The 20908-nt window shown below is 51.7% G+C and carries 15 protein-coding genes; 5 read left to right on the plus strand and 10 right to left on the minus strand.

Going from position 1 to position 20908, the window contains the following annotated elements:
• Window positions 1-6 precede the first annotated feature (6 nt).
• Complete coding sequence (locus ABD852_RS15930) at window positions 7-420, plus strand: MaoC family dehydratase (RefSeq protein ID WP_345030676.1); 414 nt, start codon at window positions 7-9, stop codon at window positions 418-420.
• An 88-nt stretch (window positions 421-508) separates the two neighbouring features.
• Here ABD852_RS15930 and ABD852_RS15935 read toward each other — a convergent pair whose 3' ends face one another.
• Together ABD852_RS15935 and ABD852_RS15940 are read right to left on the minus strand one after the other, a co-directional pair.
• Window positions 509-685: a histone H1 gene (locus tag ABD852_RS15935; RefSeq protein ID WP_345030685.1), complete on the minus strand. Its 177-nt coding sequence runs from the start codon at window positions 683-685 to the stop codon at window positions 509-511.
• Window positions 686-966: 281 nt separating this feature from the next.
• Window positions 967-2235 (minus strand): aminotransferase class I/II-fold pyridoxal phosphate-dependent enzyme, encoded by a 1269-nt coding sequence (locus ABD852_RS15940; RefSeq protein WP_345030687.1) that lies wholly within the window; start codon window positions 2233-2235, stop codon window positions 967-969.
• A 379-nt stretch (window positions 2236-2614) separates the two neighbouring features.
• Here ABD852_RS15940 and queA point away from each other — a divergent pair, with 379 nt between their 5' ends.
• Window positions 2615-3664, plus strand: a complete 1050-nt coding sequence (gene queA, locus ABD852_RS15945; protein ID WP_345030688.1) for a tRNA preQ1(34) S-adenosylmethionine ribosyltransferase-isomerase QueA — start codon at window positions 2615-2617, stop codon at window positions 3662-3664.
• Between the two features lie 72 nt (window positions 3665-3736).
• On the plus strand, window positions 3737-4411 hold the full coding sequence (locus ABD852_RS15950; RefSeq protein ID WP_345030690.1) for a 2-C-methyl-D-erythritol 4-phosphate cytidylyltransferase: 675 nt from the start codon (window positions 3737-3739) through the stop codon (window positions 4409-4411).
• A gap of 66 nt (window positions 4412-4477) precedes the next feature.
• On the opposite strand, the gene ABD852_RS15955 is transcribed toward ABD852_RS15950, so the two are convergent.
• The gene (locus ABD852_RS15955; protein WP_345030692.1) at window positions 4478-6394 is read right to left on the minus strand and encodes an SGNH/GDSL hydrolase family protein; all 1917 of its coding nucleotides are present in this window, start codon (window positions 6392-6394) and stop codon (window positions 4478-4480) included.
• A 73-nt stretch (window positions 6395-6467) separates the two neighbouring features.
• Complete coding sequence (locus ABD852_RS15960) at window positions 6468-8081, minus strand: acyl-CoA carboxylase subunit beta (protein WP_345030694.1); 1614 nt, start codon at window positions 8079-8081, stop codon at window positions 6468-6470.
• A 194-nt stretch (window positions 8082-8275) separates the two neighbouring features.
• Here ABD852_RS15960 and ABD852_RS15965 point away from each other — a divergent pair, with 194 nt between their 5' ends.
• Both ABD852_RS15965 and ABD852_RS15970 read left to right on the plus strand, forming a co-directional pair.
• Entirely contained in the window at window positions 8276-9985 is a 1710-nt protein-coding gene (locus ABD852_RS15965) for a PQQ-dependent sugar dehydrogenase (protein WP_345030695.1), read from the plus strand.
• A 64-nt stretch (window positions 9986-10049) separates the two neighbouring features.
• Window positions 10050-10922, plus strand: coding sequence for an aldo/keto reductase (locus ABD852_RS15970; protein WP_345030696.1), 873 nt, complete (start codon window positions 10050-10052; stop codon window positions 10920-10922).
• Here ABD852_RS15970 and ABD852_RS15975 read toward each other — a convergent pair whose 3' ends face one another.
• The 6 genes from ABD852_RS15975 to ABD852_RS16000 form a co-directional block, all read right to left on the minus strand.
• Complete coding sequence (locus ABD852_RS15975) at window positions 10923-11921, minus strand: PorP/SprF family type IX secretion system membrane protein (RefSeq protein ID WP_345030697.1); 999 nt, start codon at window positions 11919-11921, stop codon at window positions 10923-10925.
• A gap of 1 nt (window position 11922) precedes the next feature.
• Window positions 11923-14673, minus strand: a complete 2751-nt coding sequence (locus ABD852_RS15980) for a PKD domain-containing protein (RefSeq protein ID WP_345030698.1) — start codon at window positions 14671-14673, stop codon at window positions 11923-11925.
• Window positions 14674-14821: 148 nt separating this feature from the next.
• The gene (locus ABD852_RS15985; protein ID WP_345030700.1) at window positions 14822-16327 is read right to left on the minus strand and encodes an ATP-binding cassette domain-containing protein; all 1506 of its coding nucleotides are present in this window, start codon (window positions 16325-16327) and stop codon (window positions 14822-14824) included.
• A gap of 124 nt (window positions 16328-16451) precedes the next feature.
• Window positions 16452-17432 (minus strand): pyruvate dehydrogenase complex E1 component subunit beta, encoded by a 981-nt coding sequence (locus ABD852_RS15990; protein WP_345030701.1) that lies wholly within the window; start codon window positions 17430-17432, stop codon window positions 16452-16454.
• 250 nt (window positions 17433-17682) lie between these two features.
• Window positions 17683-19998 carry a penicillin-binding protein 1C gene (pbpC, locus tag ABD852_RS15995; protein WP_345030702.1) on the minus strand — a complete coding sequence of 772 codons (2316 nt, stop codon included), beginning with the start codon at window positions 19996-19998 and terminating at the stop codon, window positions 17683-17685.
• A 77-nt stretch (window positions 19999-20075) separates the two neighbouring features.
• Complete coding sequence (locus tag ABD852_RS16000) at window positions 20076-20825, minus strand: tetratricopeptide repeat protein (protein ID WP_345030703.1); 750 nt, start codon at window positions 20823-20825, stop codon at window positions 20076-20078.
• Window positions 20826-20908 lie beyond the last annotated feature (83 nt).

A 20908-nucleotide genomic window follows, 5' to 3' on the forward strand; every position in this document is an offset into this window, starting at 1 on the left:
TTACGCATGGACATAAAAGCAGAGGTGGGAGCCTCTTTCTCGCACGATTTCAGGTTTACGCAAGCCGACGTTGAGCTGTTCGCCCAGGTTACCGGCGACAACAATCCTTTACACCTCGACCCGGCGTTCGCGGCAAACACGCCATTCAAAACCCCCATCATCCACGGCATGCTCGGAGCGAGTGTCTTTACCAAAGTGCTGGGGACGATTTATCCGGGCTTCGGATCGGTTTACCTGGCGCAAACCCTGGAATTTCAACGCCCCATGTTCGTCGAAACCGACTACGAGGTGGTATTCACGATCGAGACCATTGACGCGTTAAAGCACGTCGCCACCATCAGGGGAGAAATCAAAAACAAAGAAACGGGCAAACGATGCACGGTCGGCACCGCCACGCTCATGAATAAGGAGAAATTCTGACCGGGGTTCCTCACCGGTGCCCAAACAAAAAGCGCATTTGAAGATTGGCTTCAAATGCGCTTTTTGTTATCTCTTTAAGGTGCTGGATTTACCCTTCGTTCTTCTTATTTTGTACCTCTGTCCGAATTTCCTGAGCCAGGTTTTTCAGGTCCTGCAATCCTTTACGAACGCGTGTTCCTGCTGCCTGGTTGTTCTTGTTATAGAACTTGTCAAAATCTCCTTCCAGAGACAAAACTAGATTTTTAACTTCATCGAATCTTGCCATGGTTATGATCGGTTGTTTAGTTGAAAAAATGGCTCAAAACCCCAAAAAGGGCGTTTTCGTCGAAATTTAGCAATTTATCACCATCAGCCAATTGAAAATATCAAAAAAACACACTAAATAATCCATGTTTTTTTAAAAACAACTTCCAACAATCTGAAAATCAATTAATTACAGAACAATAGCCATAGAATAATCTTTGGTGGCAATCGTTCAAATCCGGCACGGCACGGCCCCTAGCACGCTATAAATCAAGCTGATCTCCCGGGCGGGCAGACCCGTTGTTACGCCTCGGCTTTAACTTCTTCGGTGCGGTACTCCCGATTCTCCAGTTTCCGCGCAAGCAAACTGAAAGCATCCAGGGTATAAGCTACGTCTTCGAGGCTATGTGCAGCCGTAGGAATCAGCCGAAGCATGATTTGCCCCTTCGGAACTACCGGGTACACCACGATTGAACAGAACACGCCCAGGTTCTCACGCAGGTCACGCACCATACGGGTTACTTCGGGTACCCCACCCTCGCTCTGGAGGAAAACCGGTGTCACCGGAGAGGTAGTCTCCCCAATATCAAAACCGCGGCTCCGCAAGCCGTTTTGAAGTGCTTCCACATTCTCCCAAAGCCTTGCTCTCAGCTCGGGTTGTTCTTTTATGAGCTGCAATCTTCTTCTTCCCCCTACCACGTACGGCATCGGCAGCGCCTTCGCATAGGTTTGTGAGCGCATATTGTACTTGAGGTACATGATAATCTGCGGGTCATTGCTCGCCACGAAAGCGCCTATCGCAGCCATTGACTTGGCGAACGTCGAGAAATAAAGGTCAATGCCATCCTGTACGCCCAACAGCTCGCCGACCCCTGCGCCGGTAGCCCCCATTGTGCCGAAGCCATGTGCGTCGTCGACAAGCAGCCTGAAATTATACTTTTCCTTCAACGCAACGACTGCCTTAAGATCGCCTACTTTCCCGGACATCCCGAATACCCCTTCGGTAATTACCAGAACGCCGCCGCCTTTTTCTTCGGCAAGCTTGGTTGCCCTTTTCAGGTTAGTTTCCAGGCTCTCCATGTCGTTATGGTTGAACTTATAATAAGTTCCCATTTTCGCCTTATGGAGCCGGATACCGTCAATAATACATGCATGAGACTCAGCGTCATATACGATCACATCGCGATGATCCACCAAACTCTCTATAATAGATACTACCCCCTGGTAGCCGTAATTCAACAGGAACGCGTCCTTCTTTCCCACAAACTCCGCCAGCTCCTGCTCAAGCAATTCATGGAGGTCGGTATTGCCCGACATCATTCTGGCTCCCATCGGGTAAGCAAGTCCCCACTCTGCAGCGGCCTCGGCGTCTATTTTCCTTACTTCAGGATGATTCGCCAAACCGAGATAGTTATTCAGGCTCCAATTCAACACCTCCCGCCCCTTAAAACGCATCTTAGGCCCCAGTTCTCCTTCCAATTTCGGAAATGAAAAATAATGATGCCCGTCTACGAGCTGAACGGATGAACCGATGGCGCCCCAATTGTTACGCAGTTTCTCAAAAATGTCCACTTTCTATCTAAGCTATTTTGTAGGAAATAAAAGGGCTGAACCCTCCTGAACCGGGTGCAAATTTAACAAATAAATTATCTTAAACTATCATTAACCAAAGACTTGAACTACCGTCAAAATGTGCGATTATTCCTATTTAATCGCAACAAATAAATGCCATCTCCCCGCTTCTGTCGCTTAATCCCCATTCCTGCGTACATTTCGGGTTATGGAGCCGGAGGGATACTTGAAAACAGGTTGTAAAAAAAAATACTTTTAATTGAGCATAATCAAAAAATAAACTATTTTTGCGGTCTTATTTTTTTGTGAAACTACGTTTTCTACTCTCCCTAAAGGCTCCGCCGGGACGCATAAAGAGGAGCGATCACGCCAGCTACCTATGAAATTATCGGAATTCAAATTTGATCTACCCCAGAGTTTAATAGCGCTTCACCCCAAAGAACGCGGAGAAGCCAGAATGATGGTAGTTCACCGGAAGTCCGGCCTTATCGAGCATAAGTCTTTTTCTGAGATTATTGACTATTTCGATGACGGCGACGTGATGGTGGTTAACGACACCAAGGTTTTTCCTGCCCGTTTGTACGGTCAGAAAGAAAAGACCGGTGCTAAAATCGAAGTATTTCTCCTGCGGGAACTGAACCGTGAAATGCGCCTGTGGGATGTGCTGGTAGATCCCGCGCGGAAAATACGTGTCGGGAACAAGCTGTATTTCGGAGATAGCGAGCTCGTAGCCGAAGTTATCGACAACACCACGTCCCGCGGAAGGACCATCCGTTTTCTCTATGACGGGACGTACGATGATTTCATGAACATGGTGAACGAGCTGGGCGAAACGCCGCTGCCTCCGGAAATTATTTCCCGGCGGGCCGTGACCAGCGAAGACCGCGAGCATTTTCAAACAATATTCGCCGACAAGCTCGGGGCTGTGGCAGCACCCATGGCCGGAATGCATTTCACCAAGGTTATTTCCAAACGCCTCGAATTAAAAGGAGTAAATTTTGCGCCTATCACGCTTCACGTCGGTCTTGGCACCTTCAGAAATGTGGACGTTGAAGACCTCACCAAGCATAAAACCGATTCGGAAAACTTTTCGATCACGGAAAAGACTTCCAAAATTATCAACACGTGCCTCGACAATGGTAAACGTGTCTGCGCGGTAGGTACCACTTCGCTAAAGGCGATTGAATCGTCTGTTTCCGCCAGTGGACACGTAAAACCGGTTGAAGGCTGGACGGATCGCTTTATCTTCCCGCCCTATGACTTCAAGATTGGCTCGGCCCTGTTGACAAACTTCCATCTACCGGAATCCATATTGCTGATGAACGCCTGTGCTTTTGGCGGGTACGACCTCGTCATGAGCGCTTATGAGCAGGCGCTCAAAGAGAAATACCGCTTCTTCACGTATGGCGATGTAATGCTGATCGTCTGATCGGAGGGTGTGAGGTTTGAGGTGTGAGGGAGCTGACGCCTCACACCTCACCCCTCAAGACTCACCCCTAACATGAAACGCTACGCAATTATTGTTGCCGGAGGCAGCGGGTCCCGCATGAATAGCGAGATTCCAAAACAATTTTTACTCCTCGCCAACAAGCCGGTTCTATTTCATACGCTTGAGGCGTTTGCCGCTGCTGCACCTCTTGAGCTTATCCTTGTTCTTCCCGAAAACCAGATCAGCTACTGGGAACGCCTCCGGCAGGACTATAACTGGCATCTTCCCCACCAGGTGGTTACAGGCGGCGACACGCGTTTCCATTCCGTTAAAAAAGGACTTGAGCTGGTTAGCGACCCTGATTCGCTCATTGCCGTTCACGATGGTGTACGCCCGCTGGTTACTGCTTCCCTGATCAATAATTGCTTCGAAGAGGCCGGCCTTTTCGGGTCTGCCGTTGCCGCGGTGCCCTTAAAAGACAGCATCCGGGCCATAGGACCCACCAGTAACGGCCCGCTCGACCGCGAGGCATTCCGCCTTGTGCAAACCCCGCAGGCGTTCAGATCTGAATGGATGAAAAAAGCCTTTCTAGCCGATTATCAACCCTTTTTTACGGATTGCGCCAGCGTGCTGGAGTATGCCGGCTTCGACATACACCTGAGCAAAGGCGATTATAAGAATCTCAAAATCACCACACCCGAAGACCTGGCGTTGGCGGAGGTGCTGGTTGGGAGGAGTGAGGTGTGAGGGGAGAGGTATGAGGTATGAGGGGTGAGGTGTGAGCCGGCACCTCAAGGCTCACACCTCATACCTTCAATCCGCTACCAGGAAATAGACGATCCGGCATGCGCTTCCGGTTGCCGAAGGCTGTTTTTCCGGCAGGAGTGACACCGTTAACCGGTGCTTACCGGGTTTCAACTCATCGTCCAGCATAATGTACCAGGGCAGATGCAGCTGCCCGCTCCACTGCGTATATAGGTTCTGCGTCCTTGCCTTTTTCCCGTCAATGCTGTAGCTGATCTTCCCGGCATCGGGACCGGAAACTACCGCGAGTCCGATTGCCCGGCCCTCGAATGGAAGTTCAAAGGATCCACGGCCATTTTCTGCTACTAAAACAGGTACTTCCACGAACCCCTTCCTGGTCCCTTTTCCATCGGCGGGCTTCCAGCTCTGCACATAATTAAACCCTTTGCGTTTTTGCGCCTGCTCAATACCCAGGTAGCGCCCCCGCGCGTAAGATCCGGGATCGAGCGGCGCCGGCAATCCTGCCAGCGCTTCCTTCTGCGGAGCAGTATTCAACAAGGTCTTGATGGTATTGAAATACACCTCCTGGCCATATGGAGACGGATGAAGATCTTTGAAATCATACTTCCATGAAAATTCCCCCGCGTTTATACGGTCATATACCTCCCTGGCGAGGTTGACAAAAGCTGCCCCGTAGTGCCGCGCCACTTTCTGGTGTACCAGCACCTCTACAGGTTCTTTTCCCGCGTTCCAGTCGCCAGACTTGTCCGGGTCAGCAAACGCCATTACTACGACATCCATTTTCGGGTTGACCGTTTTGGCATGCTGAAGGATACCCTCCAATGCCCGGACCTGCGCCTTTTCACTGAACCCGTTAGTTCGGTCGTTGACTGCGCTCTCTACAAAAAGCAAATCGGGCACGCCCTGCTCAAGCACATCCCGCCCGAAACGAAAGGCGTGGGGCGTGCTCCCCAGAGAGGGAATCCCGGCGGAAATAAAAGTGAATTTCGTCCCCGGAAACTTCTCCGCCAGGTACTTCATAGTTTTGGTGCGCCAGCCGGGGTTAAAGGTAATGGACCCACCCAGGAAGGCCACGGTAGCAACTCCACCGGCTTTAAACTTTTGAAGGGCATTTGAAAGGCCGGCAGAAGTTTCGATGTAGGCCGAACTTTCCTTCATTTTCTGCACCGGATAGCTGTTCTGTTGAATAAACCCGGCAAAGACTTCAGGATGCTCAATCGTAAAATGGTGACCGTTGTTCTTTTGCTCGCTCCGTGACAGAGTGTAAACAGTTGCCGGGCCGCCGGCTTTTATATAATTCCGGATCAACAGGAAGGTATTTTCCTCGTTAGGCACCACCCGATCGGCCGGTCCGACCACATGCAGGACCGGCACTTTGAACGACGCCAGCCCTTCCAGGTCATTCAACGGTATATCTTCCATCTTTCCGGCCTCCTCTTCATTCAACCCATAGAGGGCCTTCCATTTCTCCCATTCCGACGGCGTACCGGTCCCCTCACCTTTCCCGCCCGGCCAACTGCGCGGATCACAGACCGGTGCTTCAGCATAAATGCAGCTTACCTTGCCCGGATTGCGCTTGGCCCAGCCGTAGGCGTACAAACCACCGCGGCTCACCGCCTCAAGCGCTACTTTCCGGGCAAAGCCTTTTTCTTCGGTTAAATAGCGGTAAAAGTCGTCCCAGACCAATAAAGCTGACGGGTGACCGAACATGTCATTGGTATTGACATAAGCAATATGAAAACCACGCGAGACCAGGAGGCTGTCCATATCGGTGTGCCATTCCGGAAAATGCGCCCGCCATACCCAGGGCTTGCCCTCCAACGCCATCGCAGGCTTCACATACCAGGCCTGACGCCCCTGGAAGTCGAAAACAACCTTCTCAAATCCTTTCCAGTTTTCTATTTTCTGGGCATACAAATGTGCGGTGGTCAGCAGCAGACCGAGCAACCAGGTTTTTTTCAACATAAAGCAGTTCAGGCAATGGATTCAGGGCGAACTTTCCTACTGAAGTTCAGCACCTCTAATTTCGGAATAATTGCTAGACCTGGAATACACCCACATTAAAAGTTTCGCGTATCGGCGCGAGGTTTGCCGCCGATATCCCCATGGAAATCACGCTACGGGTCTGAGCCGGCTCTATAATACCGTCTACCCAAAGCCGTGCCGCGGCGTAGTAGGGCGACAATTGCTCCTGGTAGCGGTCCAGAATGGTGTCGGAGAGACTATCCTGCTCCGCCTGTGTAAGCGTTTCCCCCTTCGATTTTCGCGCAGCTGCCTGTATCTGCAACAGTGTTTTGGCCGCAGTGCTCCCGCTCATCACCGCAATCTGGGCAGTGGGCCACGCGTATATGAACCGGGGATCATAAGCCTTCCCGCACATGGCGTAGTTCCCGGCCCCGTAAGAGTTTCCGATTATTATGGTAAGCTTGGGCACGACAGAATTAGCCACCGCATTGACCATTTTGGCCCCGTCTTTGATAATGCCGCCCTGCTCGCTCCGACTGCCTACCATAAAGCCGGTTACGTCATGAAAAAAAACCAGGGGGATCTTTTTCTGATTGCAGTTCATAATAAACCGCGCGGCCTTGTCAGCGGCATCCGCATAGATTACTCCGCCCATCTGCATTTCGCCGCGGCCCGATTTCACGATTTTCCGCTGGTTGGCAACAATACCGACGCTCCATCCGTCAATTCTGGCATAAGCGCAAACCAGCGATTTTCCGTACCCGGGCTTATACTCATCCAGGGTTCCTTCGTCAATTATGCAATCAAGCAGCTGCACCGTATCGTAGGGTTTAAGCCGGTCGGCGGGAAATATTTCATTTAATTTTGCGGCCTCCAGATGCGGGTTCCTTGACGCAACCCGATCGTATCCCGCATTTTCAGGCTTTGCGAGGCCCGCCATCCTCGCCTTAACGGCATCCAGGCAAGAGCGGTCGTCAGGGTACCTGTTATCTACTACGCCCGAAATTTCACTGTGCATTTCAGCACCGCCAAGTGCATCGGCGGCCACCTCCTCGCCAATCGAAGACTTTACGAGATAAGGTCCGGCAAGAAACAGGGAACCGGTGCCTTCCACCATAAGAATTTCATCGGACATTGCGGGCAGATAGGCCCCGCCCGCTACACAACTCCCCATAATGGCCGCGATCTGGACGATGCCCATTGCCGTCATTTTAGCGTTATTCCTGAAAACGCGCCCGAAATGCTCTTTGTCAGCAAAGAGCTCGGCCTGTAACGGAAGATAAATCCCGGCGCTGTCTACCAGGTAGATTACCGGCAGACGATTTTCCATAGCGATTTCCTGGGCCCTGAGGTTCTTCTTCGCCGTAATCGGGAACCAGGCACCGCCTTTTACCGAAGCATCATTCGCGACGATCATACAAAGCCGTCCCGAGACATTACCCAGGCCGGCAATAACACCCCCGGAAACACACCCGCCCTCTTCTTCGTACATGCCGTCGCCGGCAAATTCGCCTATCTCAAGAAAATCCTCCTCTGCGTCGAGCAAATAGCTCACCCGCTCCCTGGCCGTGAGCTTCCCCTTTTTGTGCTGCGCTGCCAGCTTGTCGAGCCCCCCTCCAAACCGGACCTGCTCTCTTTTCGCCTTTAGCTGCTGATAAAGCGCTTCTATCGGATTCTGCTCCATCATAAGTCGGAAATCAAATAGGACAATGTCATGAATTTATTTTCTTTCAATCGTCAATATATTGAAATTTATTCGAACAATCCAGCGTTTTACCTAAACCTCCCGTCATTCTTAACGCAGGTTTTCCGTGTATCCGGCTTCGGATATTGAACAACGTTTTTGAAAATGCTTACACCACCTAAAACCGTTACAAACGCATGAAATGTCACCACTACTTTGGTTTAAGAGCCTGTATTCTGCCGGTTCTTATTCTCCTGACAAGATTTGCCGCGCCAGGGCAGGGAGCGCCCGATGTGCGGCTGGACAGCGTGATCACCAGCGGGCTTTCCGAGCCGGTCCAGGTAGTAAACGCCGGCGATGGCTCCGGTCGTCTTTTTATTGTCCAGCAGGGCGGTACCATCAAGGTTTTCAACAGGGTCACCGACGCCTCATTCTCTGACCAGGGGGTTTTCTTCCGGATCAGCGGCATCCCGGTTACGGGCGAGCAGGGATTGCTCAGTATGGCTTTCCACCCCCAGTTTTCAACCAACAGGAGGTTCTACGTGTACTATACCAATGCACAGAACAATCTTGAGGTTGCGTCTTACCAAACGGGCGCCGATCCCAATCGCTTCGACCCCGCGACCGGCCAAATACTGCTCACCATACCCCACCCTACCTATACGAACCACAACGGCGGCGAAATGCATTTTGGCGCGGATGGCATGCTCTACCTTTCGGTCGGTGACGGCGGGGGGGCCGGCGATCCGGGCGGCAATGCCCAGGATCTCTCGAAGAACCTGGGCAAAATACTTCGGATCGATGTCAACCGCGCCGACCTTCGCCCGGCAGACAACCCTTTTCCGAACAGCCTGGTGTATGCCCTGGGACTGAGAAACCCATTTCGATGGAGTTTTGACCGTCAAACCGGTGCGGCATGGATCGGTGATGTAGGGCAGGGCAGGTTTGAAGAAATCAATGCTGTTTCTGAAACCGACCTTCGCGGCGCCAATTTCGGCTGGGATTGCCTGGAAGGAAATTCGACCTACACGGCCGGATGCACCGCTCCGGCCAACTATTTTGCTCCGGTTCACACCTACGCGACCGGAAGCGAGGGCCAGCGGTCCGTCATAGGCGGAGTAGTTTACAGGGGCGCCGCTTTTCCGAACCTTAATGGTTACTATGTCGGAGCAGACTATTTCGGCAGCCAGCTGCATCTTATCCGTCAAACAGGGACCACCTATTCCTTTACGCCTGACGATGTAGGTGTAACCGGGATCTCTGACCTCGGCGAGGCCGAAAATGGGGAGATTTATGCCGTCAGCCGTTTGACCAATATCCTCTACCGCGTAGAGGAAGGCCCGCCGCTGCCGGTAAAGTTTGCGAGTTTCTCGGTATCCAGATCAGAAGACAATTCGGCCGATATCCAGTGGCGCGTGTCAGCTTCTTCCGATTTTTCCTCCTTCGAGCTCCAGCGAAGCGATAACGCCCGCGAATTTACAGTGATTGCCCACATTCCGCGAAAAGACACCGGCGAAGAATTCACTAATTATTCCTTTACCGACGCCACCGTACAGCCGGATCGGCGCTATTATTACCGGCTGCGTGTTTTGGACAACGACGGATCTTTTGAGTTCTCACCAATCGCCGCTTTTTATGCCCCCATCACCGGGATTGACCCGCCTACAGGCGAAGCAAGGTTGGTCCGGCCCACGATCATCGAATCGGGAGAGCTGCAAATCTACCTGCAGGAGCCTTTCGACGAACTGCAGCTCATCGGCCTTTCCGGGCAATGTACGCACAAAATCGCCCTGGGCTTACGTACCGGCCAGCTCCGCATCAATCCCGGCCCCATACCGGCCGGACTCTACCTGGCGCGTTTTACCAATAACCGGAAGGTGGTAACCGAAAAGATCATCTTCCCCTAGTATTTGTTTCCCATTGGGAAAATAGGGTATTTTGCAGCCGACAAATCAACTGTATCATCCATCCATGAAGAAAGTAAGCCTAAGCGACTCAGGGCCTAAAGTTTCCGAAGCAATTTACGGATTCTGGCGCTGGCAGGACGAGGGGAGTGAAACCTACCGGAAAATTGAAAGTACCGTCAGGCTTTGTCTTGATCTGGGTATCAATACCTTTGACCATGCTGACATTTATGGCGATTCCACAGTTGAAACCAGTTTCGGGAAAGTAATGCGGCAAAACAACCTGAAGCGCGAAGACCTCGTGCTCTTCAGCAAGTGCGGTATCCGCAGGTCTACCGACGGTAAGTTCCTTGTTTACGACACTTCAAGAGCAAATATTCACAAGAGTATTGATGCCTCACTGAAGCGGCTCCAGACCGATTATCTCGATATCGTGATGCTGCATCACAGTGATCTTCTCGCCGACCCGGAAGAGACCGCCATGGCATTGGCCGAGGTGGTAAACTCCGGGAAAGCCCTGCACATAGGCGTTGCCAATTTCAGTGTTTTTCAGCACCAGTTGCTGGCTTCTTACCTGCGGAAGCCAATCGTGACCAACCACATTGAACTGAGCCTGATGAACACCTCGGCTATCAGCGACGGTCGCATTGACTTTATCAAGCAGAACTTCAGCAAACCCCTCGCCTGGTCGCCCCTCGCAGGGGGGCGCATCAAAGAAGGTACCGATTCCAAAGCGCAGTCGATCCGGGAAAAACTTGCAGAAATAGGCGACAAGCACCAGGCGAACCCCGAACAGATTGCGGTGGCATGGTTGCTTCGCCTCGGGACTCTGCCTATTATCGGGTCTACCCTTGAAGGCCGCATCCGGAATGCAGCCAGCGCCACCGGTATCCACCTGAGCTACGAGGAGTGGTACGAGCTGTACCACTTGTCGAAATAGCTAGAATTTCAGGAGATGCCGGACATTGCGGCTGTTTCCCCGGAATGAAACCAGGTCGTTGAATCCGTACCAGAGCGTTAGTTCGAGCGCACCGGTATTGAAGCCGAGGGTAGAAACGGGAATATCGTAACTTACCTGGAACATAACGTTGGCGCTGATAAATCCAAGCGTCGGGATAACAGCGTCGCGGCGGTCGCCGGCCACAAAACCCCGGTACCAGAGGCCCACGATCATCGGAGAATATACGACATTCGTCCCGACCTCCATTTGGTAGAGATTTCCTTGTTTTCGCGCATGAAATCCCAGGTTAAGCGATGATTCCCGGTCAAGGTCATGCCCCAGGCTATTACCGAAAAAGCCCGGCGAATCAAACGGCAGTTTCAGCCCGCCCTGGAGCCCGAACCGCTGCCCCATCCATTTATCAGTATCCACGGCTACGTGATGCCAGGCCGCCCCGAGCCACCAGGACGCACGTTCCGGACTGGAGGGGACGTGCTCCAGAACGCTGCCGAGCGAAAACGAAAACCGGTTCTCCGAAAGTGAATTGAGCGCGATGGGATCCGGTAGTCCCATCAAGTCAGAAACATAGACCAGGTCGGCGGCATTCCATCGGTTGGAAACCCAGGCCGCCTGCGCGCCGCCTATCAGTCTTAGCGAACGGTTGCTGTTGATATAGGTAAGCTTGGAGATTTGCGCGGCCAGCATATTGCTCTGCAGGGCATTGCCCCGCTGATCGTGAATAGCGTAGCCGCCCCAGCCTATGTCTCTCTTTGAGTCATAGCTGTCAAAGGAGACGATACCGGTGTTGAATGCGCTACCGATTGTTGCCCACTGGTTCCGGAAATTAACCGCAAGACGCGGCACCTTGGCGTCACCTACGAGGGCGGGGTTGTTATACGAAGGGATGGCGTTAAACTGGGAAAAATGCGGCGCCTGCGCCTCCGCTTTCATCCCTATCCCCGATAACAATAAACTCAGCAGGTACAATTTTCTCCTCATACTATCTTACCAGGTAAAAATTGCCTCGTATCACATCCGATTCCGTTTGGTCGCGGTATCTCACCTTTGCTTCAAAAACATACATGTCTGCGGGAAGGTCTTTTCCATTTTTCGTGCCGTCCCATGATGCCCCTGCGGACTGGCTTCCGGCGGGGACGTCCGCCATTTCATACACCACCTCGCTCCACCGGTTCCTGATCCGCATAAAAATGATCCGGTCAATACCGTCCCCGAATAACGTGTACCTGTCGCCATGCTGGTCGCCGTTCGGCGTAAATGCCTGGGGAATATCGACGTTACACTTCACAAAATCAAAGGAAAGCGATTGATCGGTACTTGCCTCGCAAGCCCCGTTTTTCGAGGCAGTCAGTTGAATCGTATATCCCCCGCTCTTAAATGGCAGCAGCGGTTCCTTCACATTCGTAGTAGTGGTCTTGGTACCGTCCGAAATTTCCCAGCGCCACCGGTCGCCGCCCGGTGTCTGGTTGACAAATTTCACCAACGCAGGCTCACAGGCCTGCTCTGCGACCTCAACCGTAAACGCCGGCTGCAGTACCGGGGCGATTGTCACCGGCAGTTCTTTTTTCGTGCTACACTCCTTTGCCCCGTCAAAAATGGTCAGGGTCACCTTATACTCTCCCTGTGAAAAAGTATGTGCCGGATTAAAATTGACTTCATCCGGAGGGCTTCCATCGCCAAAATCCCAGGCAAATGTGTATCGAGTGTCGGTATTGTTCGTGAACACTACCTCTTCTCCATCACAAGCCCTGTCGCCCGCTATAGAGAACTCCGGGGTGGGCGGCGCTTGTATCTCGACAACATGACTGACTTTTCCGGTGGCGCATTGGTTGCCGGCCTCCAGGGTTACGGTGTAAGTCCCGGCTTTGCCGTACTGGTGCTCAGGATTCGCTACGTTGGAAATTTGCGCGTCTCCGAAATCCCATTTCCAGTGATTCGGAGCAGGTACGGTTGCATCCTGGAACGCAACTGTGGAATTCGGACAGAAGGTACCCGCAGGCAGGGTAAAGAGTGGTTTAATCGCGCTGGGCAGGATTTTCACGACCCGCGTGGCTTCAGACACCCCGCAGACGTTCCGCACCTTCAGCCTGACGGTATAAACCGCCTCCTGGTCCGCCGCATTGAAAACATGAGAAATGGTATCGGAAGCTGTCTCCGTTTCAGGCCCGTTTTCTTCGAATTGCCACAGCGAGTAGCCCGCCTCATTTCCTTTCGACCGGTTGGAAAACACGATCCTCGCCGGTGCGCACCTCAGGTCTGCCTCATCAAGACCTATACTTGCTACTGCCAGCTCATTCAATACATTTATACGCCTCGTGGCGGAAGAAAGGCAAAGCCCTGTACCCACCTGGTAGGAAACTTCGAAATCACCTGCAGAATTCGGGTAAAAAAAGCTTTTCCCGGCAATCACCTGCACGTTTTGCTGCGACCACTGTCCGCCTGCCCGGGAGGCCTCGAGCGGTAGCGGGTTGGTTCCGTAACAGATCGTGGTATCAAGCGGCAGAGATGTAATTTCCACGGGAGCTTTGGGATGAACATAGAAGCTATCGCTGTCCATTCTTGTCCCGCAGGCGTTGGTAACAGAACCCGTGACGATATATTCTTTTGTCGAAACCGGGAGCGTGATTTCCTCGTCCGGGGATATGGTGCGCCCGTCCAGCATGTAAACCGCGCCGTCCCTGGCGCTCAACAGCCGGTATTTCAGCTCCTCACAACCGTCCGGCTGTTTTACAAGGCTTATTTCAGGAAGGGGCAAGGCCTGGAATGAGGTTGAAAACTCACCGTTTGACGCTGCACCGCATTCATTGCGCGGTGTAATGGATATCCGGAAATCTGCCGACTCCAACATTTTAATTTTCATTACTGACGAGTCGGGTTTCATCAGCTGTGCTACCTTGTATTTTCCGCCCACTATGCTCCAGTGAAACCGGTTGGCGTCGGATGAAGCCGAAGCATCAAGGACGAGCGTACTGTCGCTGTCGTCGGTAAAGCAGAGGGCGCCGTTGTTTAGTTCCTTTACATTTGCTGACGTTTTAGGAAGCTTTTTGAGCTTGAATGCTATCTGTTCGCTTTCAGAAGTGGCACCATTACACACGTCCGAGGTTACTTTCAGCTTCACCCAATATTCCTGGTCGGGATCGGTAAAACGCCTGGTAAGGCTTCCGGCAGTAGAAGTCACGCCGTCACTAAAGGTCCACTCCCATCTAAGCGTTTGGCCGGATCTGCCGGGAGAGAGATTTGAAAAAGTGCTTACCACATCTTCACAAGCGGCGGCAACCTTGGGGACAGCAATGGGAATTTTGTTAATGCTGAGCCGTGCAACCGCGAGATCGGGACAGTCCTCATCTGTGCTTGTGATAAAGATATTGTACACCATTAGTCCCGATGCCTCATTAGACCGGTAAGACGTTAGGTTGTAAGTCTTCGTTAACTCCTGAGCGCCATCACCCGTTACTTTGGTTGTCGTTCCGTCACCCCACTGAATTTCGTATTTCCCCGATCCGCATTTCCCCGGTGTGGCCAGTACTTTAACCGTATAGCTGAGCGGGTCGTTTTGCGGGTGCCAGCACAGGCGTTTACCTACCGAACCGTCATCTGAAAACATAATTGATACCTGCTGCGCCTTTACTTCACCAGCAAAAGGCCTCAACAGAAGTACTGAAAGAAAAAACACCGAAAGCAAATGCTTTACGAGTATTCTGCAGTTAATGCTCAGATTTATAAATTCAGACATGGTTCTCACCTGTTCTTACGCCCTTATCTTTATCCTCATGGGCACATGGTCACGCAGAATTCCCTACTCACAATCGCCGGTAAACCCGGTCGAATCAGTCTGTTTGCCTATGATAAAGGAACTTAATACTATACGCCTACTTCCCGCATTATGTTGACCGTTCGTCAATCGAATCAACTTTGCCGTTTTTCAACGCTAACTTTTTTGTCACACAAGAGGGTATTTCATTTGGATAGTGCGAAACATAGATAAGTGTATAACGCGAATTCCTGCAAATAACATCCACAACCTGCTTGAAAAATTCTGTAGTCGCGAGGTCAAGTCCCTGGCAAGGCTCGTCCAGGATAAGGAGCGGCGGGTTTTTCACCAGTGCCCTTGCCAGCAATACAAGGCGCTGCTCTCCCTTCGAAAGGTTTTTGAATATCTTGTCCAGCAGCCCTTCAATTCTCAGAATCTTCGAAATCAGCCTGATGCGGGCATCCTGCGACTCATCAATCTTTTTAAAGTAAATCCCGGTAGCGTCAAAAAATCCGGACCCGATGGTTTTGTATACCGTTGTATCGGCGGGAAAATACAAATGCAATTCCGGCGAAACATGCCCGATCCGCTGTTTGATCGCCCACATAGAAAGGCCCTGCCCTCTTTTAGGACGCCCGAAGATTTCAAAATTATTGGCGAACCGCTGCGGGTGATCCGCGGTAATGATACTGAGAAGCGTGGATTTCCCCGAACCATTCGGGCCTGAAAGCGCCCAATGTTCCCCTTTTTTTACCTGCCAGTCGACTCCGTCCAATACCGCGCGCCCGTCGTATACCACCCTGGTTCCGGACAACCTGAAGGCATACTCAAAATCGTCATGCTCCGGGATTCCCAATTCCTTCAAAAGTTCGGTATCGACCACCTGATGGTCCTGTCTTATCCCGAAGCTGCCGCGCACTTTTTCCCATTCGTACCGCGGCAGGGCGTGTTTCACGGTACCCGCCTCCAACTCCAGGACATGGGTAATAAAGCCTGGAATTTCGTTGGGTGAAGTAACCAGCAGAATTGTCTTGCCTCCGGCCGCCATTGCGGACAAGGCATTGCGCAACACTTCTCTGGAAAAAACATCGAGGCCTGTAAATGGATAGTCCATCAGCAACAGACCGGCGTCTTTCAGCAGCGAGATTGCCAGGAGCATGCGCCTCGTCTCGCCATTGGAAAGGGTTACGAAGGGATGGTCAAGCAGATGGGTGAGTGACAAAAGTTCCGAAACTTCCAGCAGGCGTTCCCGCGAAACAGTCTCCGGGCCCAGCTGAACCGAAGCGTCATCTATTGTTCCTACCGGTTTCAACCGGTTGGTAAGCACTTCCCGTACCGTAGGTGCGATCTCTGCATCCTGAGATTGGAAACGCTGTTGATAATACTGGGCCGCAGATTTCACAATCCGGTTGAAACTGTAGTCCGTAGCAACAAGTTCGGGTCTGACTTCACGACGTATTTTCCCGCTCCTGGGCATCAGGCGGCTGGCAATCGTATCGAGCAGAATCGACTTCCCGGCGCCATTGCCTCCGACAATGGCCCATTGCTCGCCCTGCTTTACCGACCAGGAAATATCTGACAGTATGGGAACATCAAATTTTCGGACAAAAACTTCCGACAGACTCAGCACTTCCATCGTAAAAGGATATAAAACAATCAACCAGGGATACGCGCGGTACCCTGGTTGATATCATTTAAATCAGATAACCGCCAGCTTCACTGCGGAATTGTATTGAAATACCTGCGATCAGATTCGGGACTTACTTATACATCACCGATTTCACAGCCTCCACCGTACGTTTCACGTTGGGAAGAATCTCTTCGATGAGCGTAGGCGCATACGGCAGCGGAACATCTTTGCTGTTTACCCGTATAACCGGGGCATCCAGATGATCAAAAGCGTATCGTTGCACATGGTAAGCGATCTCTGAAGAGATGGCAGCCAATGGCCAAGCCTCTTCAACGATCACCAGGCGGTTGGTTTTCTTGACCGAGGCCACAACCGTAGCATAATCTATCGGCCGAACCGTTCTCAGGTCCACCAGCTCCGCATTGATGCCTTCTTTTGCAAGCTCTTCAATGGCGGGTGTTACCACGCGGGGAATCATTTTACCAAAAGAAACAATCGTAACATCGGAGCCCTCCCTTTTTATTTCGGCTTTCCCCAGCGGAATGAGATATTCTTCCTCGGGAACCTCCATTTTGTCTCCGTACATCAATTCCGATTCCATGAAAATCACGGGATCATTGTCACGAATAGAACTTTTCAATAATCCTTTCGCATCGTACGGGTTGGCCGGCACTACTACTTTCAGACCTGGTGTATTGGCAAACCAGTTTTCGAAATTCTGAGAGTGCTGCGCACCCAATTGCCCGGCATTACCTGTCGGCCCGCGGAAAACAATAGGGACTCCGAATTGCCCGCCGGACATAGATAGCATTTTCGCTGCGCTGTTGATAATCTGGTCAATCGCAACCAGCGAAAAGTTAAAAGTCATGAACTCAATGATAGGCCGGAGGCCATTCGACGCAGCTCCGATACCGATACCGGCAAAACCGAGTTCGGCAATAGGGGTATCAATTACACGTTTGGCGCCGAATTCAGCCAGCATGCCCTGGCTTGCCTTGTAGGCCCCGTTATATTCTGCCACCTCTTCTCCCATCAGAAAGATGTTCGGATCGCGGCGCATTTCTTCGGACATCGCGTCCTTAATCGCATCTCTGAATGCTATGACTGCCATTCGTATTAATTCTTAATTTCTTTAATAAACTGCTGACTATTTGGCAAAGTGGTAAAATTAGGAAATGAGCGGCAATTCTCATAATAACCATGTAGAGTAGTCGCTATCTGCTTATCAGGAGCTGCTTTTTTTATCTCTGTGACGATATCTCAAATATACGAACAATTATCAATCAAAATCTTATGACCCGCGTCCTTAAGACCCATAACACAACCCTATAAATACGGGATTTCCCCCGGAGGAACCTTAATCAAAACCGCTTCACAAATACTACAACATCCGTATTTCTTCCCTTTGAGTCCACACAGGAGATTTTCACGGTACCCAATGGAGGCACCAGAAAAACGGGGCTTACCGGATCCGTCTTTTTCAGCAGGCGGTCATTTACAAACCACGTCACATATTCCGCATCATGGCTGGCCTGGCTGAGCAACTGTATCTCGGAGCCCCCATCGCCCTGCAGGTAATATTCGCTGCCTTCCTGCGGACTTACAATCACCGGCGGGCCGTCTTCGGCCATCCGCTGGCACATCCTGTTATGCGGTGGTATTTTCAGGTAAGGGATTTTCGCCTTATGATAAAACGCGATCAGCTCGGGCGCAAGATTTGGGTAGCTCCGCTTTTCAAAACCCTCGGCGGGGAGGCAGTAGGTACAATAGGAAACCGTCCCATCGGGATCCGTAAATACCCACCGAAGGTGTTCGCATCTTCTAAATTCCGATATGCCCTCGATAGCGTCCCCGTTCACCAGTTCTGTGCAGCCATCGGCCGGGATAGCGCCCGAATGCGAGCATACTTTCCTGAGTTCCAGGCGGTCCGGTCTTTCAAACCAATCTTTCGGCGAATTATACTGGATCGAATTGAACAGCTCAAACAACAACGGCGTCGCTATATTGGCGCCACTCAGCTCCGGCACACCCGCTCCCGAAAAATTGCCTACCCAAACGCCTATGGTATATTTCCTGTTATAACCGATGCTCCAGGCATCCCGCTTTCCGTAAGAAGTTCCCGTCTTCCAGGCAATCCGGGGCAGCCGGTAGGTATGGTCGAAATTATTGGGCAAATCGGGCCGGTCCGATTTCGACAGGATTTGGGTGATCATATACGCCGCCTCTTCCGACATAAGTGTCATCGCGCTTTTCCCGGTACCCGCATCCATAGTCAGGTTCATCGGTCCATACCGGCCGCCTCTGGCGAAGACCGCATACAATCGCGTAATTTCTTCCAGTGTTGTGCCGCAGCCGCCCAGTACCAGGGAAAGGCCCAGGTCGTTTGCCTGTTTCTCAATGGTCCTGAAACCTGCCCTGGTCAACTGGCTTACCATAGTCCGGACCTCCAGCTGATTCAGCACCTTTACTGCCGGGATATTCAGCGAATTCGCAAGCGCAAACTCAACCGTCACCGGTCCTTTGAATTTCTGGTCGAAATTTTCCGGTTGATAGCCAGCAAAATTCGACGGCACATCGTTCACCACAGTTTTAGGAATACAAATCCCTTTATCGAAAGCCACGGCATATACAAACGGCTTCAGAGTGCTTCCGGGTGAACGAACCGCCCGAACGCCGTCGACCTGTCCCCCGTCTACCGGGTTTTCGAAATCTGCCGACCCGACGTACCCCTCCACTTCCATGGTTTCATTATTCAGCACCAGCACGGCGGCATTGCGGATTCCCATGCCCCGGATCCGGTTGACGTAGTTCTCCACCAACGCCTCTGCCTGCGACTGAACGGCTTGCCTGAGGGTAGTAACAATCCGGCTTTCCGCCGGTAGCTCGCGCCTGAGCCGCAACGACAAATGAGGCGCTTTTTTGGGCGCCTCCCTCCGATAGGCCACAAGGGGTTCCTGCAGCGCGTCCCTGATTACCGGTACGGAAAACAGGCCCTCTTTTTCGAACCGTTTCAACCATTTGTTCCTTTCAGTAAGCAATGCTTTTTTCCGTTGCGGGTTGAGTTGCTCCGGATTGTTCGGGATAACGGTCAGCGCTGTAATCTCGGCCAGGCTTAACAACTGCGGCGGCTTTCCGAAGTAAAGTACCGAAGCTGCTTTTATCCCTTCAATATTTCCGCCGAAAGGAATCAGGTTGAAATACATCTGCAGAATTTCATCCTTCGAATAGCTGCTCTCCAATCGCAGCGCGGTCCACATTTCGATCAGCTTGCTCCCGTAAGTCCTTGGCCGTCGTTCGAGCATCCGGGCCACCTGCATGGTGATGGTAGAAGCACCCGAACGCTGCCTGGCGCCTGAGAAATTCCCGGCCAGCGCCCGTACCACAGCCAACGGATTAATACCGGGGTGATAGTAAAAATATTTGTCTTCCTTCCGGAGAAAAGTCCTTTTCAAAAGAGGAGTTATCTCGGAGAGCTCGGCATACAGCCGCCATTTGTCATCATCGGAAAGAAATGCATGCAGCAGGTCTCCATTGCGGTCTTTCACCTGAACCGCATACCCGACCACCGGCCGGAGCGGGAACACCAGGTTATATAACACCCACCCCGAAATAATCAGCGCCCCCGCTTTGAGCCAAAAGCGCCGAAACCATTGGGAAATACGCCTGCCGGGTGTCATTGGAGAATACTGTTCCTGATAAACAAAAGCCGGAGTACTTCCTTGTTGAAGACTCCGGCTCACTCTTTAAAAGGTACTTAGTTTGCTGTATTTTTGAAAAACCCTTTCGGGTCCGGAGCTTTATCGCTCAATTGTTCTATAAACTGAAGATTCACCAGGGAAAAGTTCAAGGCCCTGCCTTTATGAATACTTTCCCAGGCTTCATTGTAGTTCCCGCGGTAATACTCGGCGACCGCCAGGTTGAAATAGGTTTGCGCATAAGCCGTGTCAAGCGCTGCTGCCTGGGTCAGCAGGCGGTGAACATCTTCTATTTTGACGCTATCGGGCGCCTCTTCGTAAAGCTTGATCGAAATAGAAGACAAATCTACCAGCAACGGTACATTCTGAGGATCTATCTCAACGCCCTTTTTGAGCATTCTGGCAGCAGACTGGAAGTCCTCCCGCTGGAAGCACACTACGCCAAGCCCCCAATAGGCGTCCACGTTCTTTTCGTTCAGAAGGAAGGCGAGGTTAAAGCGGTAGGAAGCCGTATCGAGCTGGCCCTCCTGCAGGTATTCCCATCCCCTCGCGGCAAAAAACTGGCTGGCTTCTTTCCTGGAACCGAAATTGGCGTCACAGTCATTCAGGAAGCCGATTTCCTCTTTTATCTGATCCGAGGACTTACGGAGCTCTCCGAAAAGGGGCAGAACCTTTCTTTCGGAAAGCGAAATGATCCTTTTCTCATGAGAGACTTCCGCTGCCGGTTGGCTGTTGCTCACAAACTGGGCCTGGGCATTGCTCACGCCTGGAAATGCTAAAACAACCCATATACCTACCCGAATCTTCATGTTAAATTGACTGTCTAAACTAAATCTACTGTAAGAAGGGAAATGCCAATTATGAAACGGTAATTATACAACAATTATTACAT

Origin of the sequence: Ravibacter arvi (genome assembly GCF_039540405.1) — a bacterium.
GTDB classification, from domain to species: domain Bacteria; phylum Bacteroidota; class Bacteroidia; order Cytophagales; family Spirosomataceae; genus Ravibacter; species Ravibacter arvi.

Bases quoted from the DNA above. Each gene is read 5' to 3' on its own strand.
- ABD852_RS15930 (WP_345030676.1), top strand. From the start codon at position 7: ATGGACATAAAAGCAGAGGTGGGAGCCTCTTTCTCGCACGATTTCAGG.
- ABD852_RS15935 (WP_345030685.1), bottom strand. From the start codon at position 685: ATGGCAAGATTCGATGAAGTTAAAAATCTAGTTTTGTCTCTGGAAGGA.
- queA (WP_345030688.1), top strand. From the start codon at position 2,615: ATGAAATTATCGGAATTCAAATTTGATCTACCCCAGAGTTTAATAGCG.
- ABD852_RS15950 (WP_345030690.1), top strand. From the start codon at position 3,737: ATGAAACGCTACGCAATTATTGTTGCCGGAGGCAGCGGGTCCCGCATG.
- ABD852_RS15955 (WP_345030692.1), bottom strand. From the start codon at position 6,394: ATGTTGAAAAAAACCTGGTTGCTCGGTCTGCTGCTGACCACCGCACAT.
- ABD852_RS15960 (WP_345030694.1), bottom strand. From the start codon at position 8,081: ATGATGGAGCAGAATCCGATAGAAGCGCTTTATCAGCAGCTAAAGGCG.
- ABD852_RS15965 (WP_345030695.1), top strand. From the start codon at position 8,276: ATGAAATGTCACCACTACTTTGGTTTAAGAGCCTGTATTCTGCCGGTT.
- ABD852_RS15970 (WP_345030696.1), top strand. From the start codon at position 10,050: ATGAAGAAAGTAAGCCTAAGCGACTCAGGGCCTAAAGTTTCCGAAGCA.
- ABD852_RS15975 (WP_345030697.1), bottom strand. From the start codon at position 11,921: ATGAGGAGAAAATTGTACCTGCTGAGTTTATTGTTATCGGGGATAGGG.
- ABD852_RS15980 (WP_345030698.1), bottom strand. From the start codon at position 14,673: ATGTCTGAATTTATAAATCTGAGCATTAACTGCAGAATACTCGTAAAG.
- ABD852_RS15985 (WP_345030700.1), bottom strand. From the start codon at position 16,327: ATGGAAGTGCTGAGTCTGTCGGAAGTTTTTGTCCGAAAATTTGATGTT.
- ABD852_RS15990 (WP_345030701.1), bottom strand. From the start codon at position 17,432: ATGGCAGTCATAGCATTCAGAGATGCGATTAAGGACGCGATGTCCGAA.
- pbpC (WP_345030702.1), bottom strand. From the start codon at position 19,998: ATGACACCCGGCAGGCGTATTTCCCAATGGTTTCGGCGCTTTTGGCTC.
- ABD852_RS16000 (WP_345030703.1), bottom strand. From the start codon at position 20,825: ATGAAGATTCGGGTAGGTATATGGGTTGTTTTAGCATTTCCAGGCGTG.